We start from the raw sequence: 8,349 nt of genomic DNA, 5'->3' as shown, positions 1-8,349 counted from the left end.
CAATGCCTTCGGCGGACCGGGGGGCAATATAAGGATCGTCGCCGGCAACTTCTTTGCCACTCCCGATAGTGTGATCCAGGCCTCCTCGACCCAGAGCATCGCCGGCAGCATCGTGATCGACTCGCCCGATACCGATATCGCCGGTAGCATTACGGCGCTGCCCGAATCGTTTCTCGATGCGAGTAGCCTCTTACCCGAGCGTTGCGTCGCCCGTAACCGCGAGGGGCAGAGTAGCTTTATCGTGGCGGGCCGGGGCGGCACACCGATTGATCCCGACGGTTATCTACCGAGCGTTTATGCTACGGGATTGGCGGAAGCTGCGATCAAGTCAGCCAAAATACCCAACACTTGGCATGAGGACACAAACATGCACACACTGACATTAGCTGCCTTCGGATGTCGGCAATAACAAAGGAATTACGAGAAGCGCTCCGCTAAGCCACCAATCATGGTTTCGGCCATTGTGGTAAATGCCACAGCCATTAATAACACAGTATGCGAGCATAATAGAATGAAACCCAACCGCTCCAGTAGAACGAAGCTAGCCCTACTTTCCATAGCCGGGTCTTGGCAGCGGGCGGTTGGAACTCGGGAGGACCAATGGAAAAGACCAGCGGTATCTCGGTTGCATCTAGTTTCAAGCACTGTAAGAAACAGCTACTTCGGCATGCAGCGCCTGTCTGCATAGTCGTCGCGTATTTCGTCAGTAACTCGGTTTGCGCCCAGGTCTCAACGCCGCCGGCAGGTTCGATCATCGAAAGACGGCCCAGCGATGAACGCCCGCCATTGCCTGAATTTGAAAAACCGGAAGTACCACAGCTTCAACTCCCACCAGTAAAACCCGCGCCGGAGGAGCGAGCGCCGTTTGCCGCGCGCGTGTTTGTGCGCCAGTTTGATCTCATTGGTAACACCGTCTTTTCCGACGAAGAGCTTCGAGAAGTCACCGTATCATTCGAAAACCGCCAGATTACCAATGAAGAACTCCAGGAGTTACGCCAACGTCTGACACTCTATTATGTCAATAGGGGCTACATTAACTCCGGTACCATGATCCCAGACCAAAAAGTTGCCGATGGCATTATTCAAATTCAAATCATCGAAGGACGGTTAGCGCGTATAGACATCGAAGGCGTTGACCGATTTCGCCCGGACTATTTCCGCCGGCGATTGGCCCTTGGCGCAGGCCCACCGCTAAACGTCAAAGACCTGGAGGAACGTTTGCAAATCCTGCTGCAAAGCCCGCTAGTAGATCGTATTAACGCCCAACTAGCACCGGGCGATCGCCCGGGCGAGGCGATATTGCGGGCCCGCGTTTTCGAAAAGTCACCCTACGAGTTACAAATTGGTCTGGATAACGAACTATCTCCGAGCATCGGCGAGGCACGTTTGTTCCTGCAAGGGAGTTATCGCAATCTTGCCGGTCGGGGGGATGTACTCAGTGGTGAAGTTGGCTTTGCCGAAGGCCTCGATGCCATCGGCGACGATCTTGCCCTCAACTACACGCTACCTATTACGGTCAAGGATACGACGCTGAGCCTGCGCTACGATAAGAGCGAATCTGAGGTCGTCGAAGAACCCTTTGACGCTATTGATGTTGAAAGCGAAAGCGAAACCATCGGCATTGAGCTCGCCCACCCCTTGTACCGGACCCCAAACAAGCAGTTCACCCTGGGATTTGCGCTCGAGCGGCGAAGTAGCGATACGTTTCTGCTCGACATACCGTTTTCCTTCTCACCTGGTGCGCAGGACGGTGAAAGTGATGTGGCGGTCCTCAGATTCAGCCAAGATTGGCTGAGTCGAAGCCAAAATCAGGTGATGGCGGCGCGCTCAGCGTTCAGCTTCGGAATCGATGCCTTCGGCGCAACAATTAACGATAACACACCTGATAGCGAGTTCCTGACGTGGCTTGGGCAGTTCCAGTGGGCGCGGCGACTAGGAGATGCCGGTCATCAGATTATCTTTCGCGCCGATATCCAACTCTCCGATGATCCACTGCTGCCTTTGGAGAAATTTGCTGTCGGTGGCATTGACAGTGTCCGCGGTTATCGCCAGAACCAGCTCGTGCGCGATGAGGGGTACGCCGTTTCGTTCGAGTTCCGCATGCCGATCTTTCGCTCTGAATCCGGTCAGAGCAACTTACAGCTTGCGGCGTTTGTCGATGCCGGTCGGGCGGAGAACAAGGATGCTCCGAACCCTGATCCCGACAGCATCGAGAGTATAGGCTTAGGGATCCTGTGGAACCCGCACCCCAAATTTCATGCAGAACTTTACTGGGCCGAAGCCCTAGACGACATCGACAATCCCAGCGACACGCTGCAGGATGATGGTGTGCACTTTAGATTAGTGGGCCGGGTGTTTTGAAACCTTTACACTACCTGTCGGTTGGCTGAACTCGCGGCACCAGGACGTTCTCCCGAACACGTGAGTCGCCTTCGGCGACAATGTATTACCGGGGCGCCGGCCCCGTACGCGGGTTACTTTCTTGTCGCGACAAGAAAGTAACCAAACAAACGCTCCCCCGCGCTCTTCGGCCCACCACTCAAATACGTGGTGGGCAACCTCGGACCGACGGTTGCCTCAATGGGTCCGCCGAGGGCACATCCATGGTGCCCGCGGACGGACGCCGGGTTTCCTTCCCCGGCCCCCTAACGGGGCCGCGTTTCGGCCGCCCTTGTCCTCGGCTTGACCGAAGGGGCGAATAAACCAAAAGACTCAAAGCTAAGTCCGAGTGTCAGGGTTTGTGCTCCGTGTTCCATGTGGGGCCAGCACGGTTACCGGCGCCGGTCCAGGAACTACTTACTCCTGTTTCTATCGTAAGCCGCCGCCTCCACCAGGCCAACCTGGTCCAGCAGCGAAGCGCGTTGCTCGCGCAACTTGAGGTCGGCTGGGTCTGCATCAATGAGCTTGGAGATTCCTTCTACCGCGTCGTACCAGAGCCCGGATTCTGCGTAGACCGACGGCCAATCGACCTTGCCTGTCTCATCGAGTCGCGCCTGAACCGCTTGCGACGCCGCTACCCACTTAATCGACCCGCCAGCAAGAATGTCCTTCGATCGCTGATCAGGGTCTCTGACCACGGCCACAAACCACTGGTACTCCACGCCCGGCTTGAGAGACATACCGTGATCTTTTAAGCGCAGCGCGTGAATCCCGTTCTGGATCGGCGCATCAAGCGTCACTTCAAGCAACGGCTCTGTCGTCTCTTCAACAGTGAGGGTGATTTCTATCGGCAGATTAATGGCCTTGGAAACGTACCAATACAGTGTCGGCGTGTCGCTGAATGTATAACCCGTATGGTTGGGAGCTAGGGCCGTCAATGTCAATAACGCATAGCTCGAACTCCGCGTACCGCCGCCAACGCGTGTCGTCGGCGCACCACGCAACGGAGGCCTGTACGTCAATATCGGTGCCGCGCTTGCCGACTTGATCGACGCAGAATCCGAGGTCACAGCTGATTGTTCGCCCGATGCAGCGAACGTGTGCGTGGATACTCCAACTAAGACAACAACCACCGCAAAGCTTATAAACTTGGGTGAGGACGAAATGATCTTCATGGCTTGTTCTCCTGCCTTAGCTCTAATACAAGCCTACGCCGGTTTCCGATCCACCTCACGCCCTTGGCCCCTACTGTTGTGGTATTTCTCACACCGAGCTGAAGAAATCGCAATCCCGGCGGCATTTCCAAGCCCTGCACCTACAACCAGTTGCCGATGAGCAAAAACGGACTCCAATAACCAGGATGCCGATAACGCCGGTCCTTTAGGAGCGATAGCTGAGCTCGCTGAAGCGCTTTCGCTTTGGATGTCGATGAATCCTGAAGCTGCCGGTAGAACTCAGACACCAACAACGCTGAAGCCCGATCGTTAACCACCCACAACGTGGCAAGCACGCTGCGGGCGCCGGCCTTTACCGCAATGCCGGCAAGCCCAAGCGCCGCTCGGTCGTCGCCGGCCGCAGTCTGGCAGGCACTTAACACAAGCAACTCGACAGCATCCTTTCGGAATGTAGTAAGCTCTATGAATTTCTCGAGCGAGTCCATGCTTAGCTTGCTGTCATAGGTCAGCAAAAACGTCTTGGCAACATCAGCATCGAACTGTGCATGTGATGCAATATGGACAATAGAGTATGGTTTCTCAGATAGTGCTTGCTCCATTTTCGGAACGATGAAGTCTTTGTTCAGTAAGACGGTGCCACCATATAGTTCTTCGATGGTCATGAGCTCCTGGCTGACATTCGGAAGTGCAGGAAATCCTTGCACCGATTCACTGAGACCACTGAGTAGCACTTGCACCTTGTCCCGCCTGATGGGGCGCGGGTCAGTTAGGGTTAAACCTGGGGTTGTTGCGAGCGCATAGCGCGCCGCTAGAAACTGTTTGCCATCGTGCAATGCCGCCATCGGGATCGTCCGCAGCGCACCATCGGGCACAATGACGAGTGTATCAACCGCTTGGTTCGTCAGCTCCGTTTCGATAGGCCCGATGATCCATTTGTACAGGCGCTGTGCATGCGGCAGATATTGGTGAGTGGTTCGTTTCTCCAACCGCCGCCTAAACATTCGAACTTCGCTGGTTAGGGTTTGCGCATCAACGTTCACGGTAAACCGTTTTAGACCATCCGGTAAACTGAGCAAGAGCTCTGTGCGATCCGGCAATATGATCGGATAGAGGGCAGCCGTACGCGGCGCTAACTGATCAATACCCGCAGTCTTTGCCTTAAACGCGGCAGCACAATCATCCTGGAAGTAGTCCTCAAGCTCGGCGCCCTTGAGAAGCTCCACCGTATCGCGTGCATCTACGAGATATTGTTCTACCTTCTTTGCATCGGACACCGACGCGGATTGCTGTAGCAAGAGGTCCGCCAGCTCAAAGAACACCGGCCCGACGGACTTGCGAAACGATGTACGAATACCGCCATAACCAGCGGCCAGGTCCTGGCGAATCGTTTGCAGCGTGTAAACAGCACGCTGGTAGGTAAGGATCGCGTCTTCAGTCCTACCCTGTGACTTAAGCACGCGCCCAGCTTGCCATTGCCAACGGTAGAGGATCTCCGGCGCACCCGACTGTTCCGCGAAAACGATGGCGCGTTGCGTGAGTCGGGCCGCATCCTCATATTGCGCTACCTGTTCATAGAGTTGCCCGAGGTACCCCAGCGCATACGACTGCGCGCGCTTGTCGTAGGCAACCTCGCCAACTACAAGTGCGTAGTTGAGTACCTTGTGTGCCTGTGCTCTCCATTGGTCGCTACCTTCGTTACCGGACGATGACAATCGAACGTAAAGACGGCCGGCGCTTATCAGCTCATAAGCCTTGTCGTGTGAGGGGGGGAGCGCCCTTATCTCTTTTTGAACAACGGCAAGCAACTCACCCGCCTCTTCGCGCTGACCGGTATCGACCAAGATACGTGCTAAGTTTATTGATGCGCGCAGGGCCAGGCCGGCATTACCAGCCTTTCCGGCGGCATCACGTGCACGTTTGTAGGCCGATGCGGCATCGTTAAAACTGCCTTTCGATGCGAGCAGGCCGCCTAGATTGTTAAGCGCCGACGCGACAACACCGGGATTACCGGTTTTGGTCGCGAGCTCGACGCTGGATTCCAGCAACTGCTTGGCTTCTGCCTCACGACCCGCGAATAGATAGGCGTTGCCGAGACTGCTTGTCACCATTGCCATTAGGGATGGGTTGCCTGCTTTTTCCGCCAGCGCCAGGGCGCGTTGGAGGTTATCGAATGCCTTCGGGTGCTGCCCCAAGGCGAGATGGGCCTCGGCCGCCTGGACAAGGGCGAGCCCCTGCCCTTCGAGATCTCCGGCTGCTTTGTATTCAGCGACGGCCCGCTCCCAATGCACAAGCGCCTGCTGGAAATCGCCGATCCGGTACCAGCCGGTCCCCGCCTCCATCCATTCGGCAGGCGACGCTCGGCTAGCCGCAAAAGCAGACACCGACAACACACCTATAAAGAGGAGCAACAACAGCGAGCACAAGGAAATCGAACTGGAGAGCCGGGGAACTGTGGTCGGGCCGAACACTATCCTATTCGCAGTGGCACGATCTCGTGCCAACTGTGGGTTGGAAGCATGATGTGCGGTTCGGTCTTCCACCTTGGCCAATCCCACCAGCGGAAACATGCGGTAGGAACTTACCTGTCGTCTCGCTTTTCAGCCTACGGAATTTCCCGTCTGAGGGCAAGTAAGTAGACGTACAAATCAGGGTGTTTTTGTGGGAAATGTCACATCAACCACGCCAAGGTTTGGTGGTCATTCCTGCTTTTGGCCGATCACGCGATAGATAGCTACCTTTTGGTCTTTACCCTTCAGCTGCAACTGGCCCACGCCTTGTGTCTCGAACTTTTCATCCAAATAATTCCGTGTGGCCTCACCAATAAGAATACGGCAGGGGCTCTTGAGATAATCAGGCACAAAACTGTCTTTGTCGAAACTCTCCAACCTTGCCGCAGTGTTGACGGTATCGCCATGAACGTTGTACTCAAGTCGTTGAGCGTTGCCAATGCTGCCGGCCGCCATCCGTCCGGTGAAAATACCGATGCGCATGCCGATCATCGGTAGTTGTTGTTCCTGCAAACGAGCATTGAGCTCGATAAGCATACGCTGCATAGCAAGTGCCGAATGCACTGCGTTTAGGGCATCCCTTTGCATCTCTGCCTCCGTCGTCCGTGCGATCGGTACTCCGAACGCTGCCATAATAGCATCACCGATAAACCTGAGAATCACACCCCCATGATCGATCACGAGTGGAGTCATCGTTTCCATATAGTCATTCAGCCAATCCATCAAAGCCTGCGGGGTCTGCTTTTCAGATATCGCGGTGAACCCTTGCAGATCCGTGAACATAACTGTGGCGGTCAGCTCTTGCGAGCGAGGTCGGCCCCCTTGGAAGAATTCATCGCGTTGCCGCCAGATGGCATCTGCAAGATCGGCAGAAATGTGTCTCGAAAACAGGTTCATGAGCACCGACCGCTGTTGTTTTTCGCGATTGGCCATGTAGGCGGTGATGAGCGCGACGGACAAGATCCACGCAATCGCAGGCGGTACGATAGGCACCCAGATGCCAGACAGAAACGACGTGTAGGCAACGATAGCCAGGATGGTGAGACCACCGGCTGCAACCAACGAGAAGCGCCAAGATGAACGAATGCGCAGGCCTACGACACCACCTAAAATGCCACACACTAGAATCCAGAGTACTTCCGTGCTGTCGCTTACTGTCTTTAGGGGAGCATCACCATCTAAGCCAAACCTCAGAAGTTGACTGATGATATGCGCATGCAGCTCGATTCCTGATATCTCCTGATTCACGTACAGCGCACGACTGTGAGGTGTATAAAACAGGTCCTTAACGCTTTCTGCCGTAACCCCGATAAGTACGATCTTGTCCGCTAGACCTTCGGGCTTAACTTCCCCCGCCAACAGACTTGTTAGTGAAAACGACGGAAATGAATGCGGCGCATGGCGATAATCAAGCAAGAACTGATATCCCGCTGCATCGGCATTGATATAACTGCCATCGGTTGCTTCGAACGGACGTACGGTGGTCTCTCCAAGCCGTATGTGCTGCGGATGAACGGGATCCGGTTGTGGCACGATCCCCTCGGCCTGCAGATAGGTCAGAGCGAGACGCAGGGCAAACGAATGGAACACGGTCCTGCCGTCATCCAAAAAAAGCAGGCCGCGCCGAACGATACCCCCGGGATCGACGATAACATCGTTAAAGCTTATTTGGTCTGTATTAGCGAGCACACGCGGTGGTGGTACGCCTGCTTGTGTGCCACCGCCGAATTTCATCACTGCAATAATGCTGGGGTCGCTTGTCAGCACTGCATTGAGCTGATCTCGGCCCGGTGGCACGGGGATGTCTCGATAGATATCTAAGCCGATGGCGCGCGGCTTGTATTGACCAATCAATTTCAAAACACGCGCGATAATCGCATCCGGTAACGGCCAGCGCCCTTGGTTTTGGATATCGCGTTCAGTGACGGCAACAAGGACGATGCGATCAGACGGCTCAGAAATAGATGGTCGTAAGCGAATCGACCAATCGTAGGCAGCGAGTTCCAGCCCTTCAAAACTTCCGGTGTTGCGCAGCCCGACGATACCGAGAAAAACTGCGATGCTGACTAGTAGAGCGGCAAGCAGCGGCGATCGTAAGAGTGTGCGCACGGAAGTCAGAATTAAGGTCCACCAGTCGTCATGCCGTTTCGACCACTACATCACTAAATACCATACCCTTAACCGCGGCCCACATACTGTCACCAAATACATGCCGAATCACTAGTGGCAACGCAATTGATCCTGCCGAGAGTAGTCGGTCATGGAAGTCTTTCAAGCTAAAACCGGCG

At 55.2% G+C, this 8,349-nt stretch carries 5 protein-coding genes; 2 read left to right on the top strand and 3 right to left on the bottom strand.

The window, feature by feature from the left end; all coding sequences use genetic code 11:
- Together O6944_04260 and O6944_04255 are read left to right on the top strand one after the other, a co-directional pair.
- Positions 1-409, top strand: a 409-nt coding sequence (locus O6944_04260; protein ID MCZ6718353.1) for a hypothetical protein, incomplete at its 5' end; no start/stop codon positions are given.
- A gap of 191 nt (positions 410-600) precedes the next feature.
- A complete protein-coding gene (locus O6944_04255; protein ID MCZ6718352.1) occupies positions 601-2,361 on the top strand; it encodes a ShlB/FhaC/HecB family hemolysin secretion/activation protein in 1,761 nt (586 codons plus the stop codon).
- Between the two features lie 431 nt (positions 2,362-2,792).
- Here the strand turns inward: O6944_04255 and O6944_04250 are convergent, their stop codons facing one another.
- The 3 genes from O6944_04250 to O6944_04240 all read right to left on the bottom strand — a co-directional run bounded on the left by O6944_04250 (position 2,793) and on the right by O6944_04240 (position 8,170).
- Positions 2,793-3,554 (bottom strand): DUF928 domain-containing protein, encoded by a 762-nt coding sequence (locus O6944_04250; GenBank protein MCZ6718351.1) that lies wholly within the window; start codon positions 3,552-3,554, stop codon positions 2,793-2,795.
- A 140-nt stretch (positions 3,555-3,694) separates the two neighbouring features.
- On the bottom strand, positions 3,695-5,962 hold the full coding sequence (locus O6944_04245; protein MCZ6718350.1) for a CHAT domain-containing protein: 2,268 nt from the start codon (positions 5,960-5,962) through the stop codon (positions 3,695-3,697).
- Between the two features lie 288 nt (positions 5,963-6,250).
- A complete protein-coding gene (locus O6944_04240; GenBank protein ID MCZ6718349.1) occupies positions 6,251-8,170 on the bottom strand; it encodes an adenylate/guanylate cyclase domain-containing protein in 1,920 nt (639 codons plus the stop codon).
- Positions 8,171-8,349 lie beyond the last annotated feature (179 nt).

The sequence above is a fragment of the Gammaproteobacteria bacterium genome (assembly GCA_027296625.1).
Classification (GTDB): Bacteria; Pseudomonadota; Gammaproteobacteria; order JAKEHO01; family JAKEHO01; genus JAKEHO01.
The sequence above is the reverse complement of the archived record's forward strand: the minus strand, read 5'-3'. Positions and strand labels throughout refer to the sequence as shown.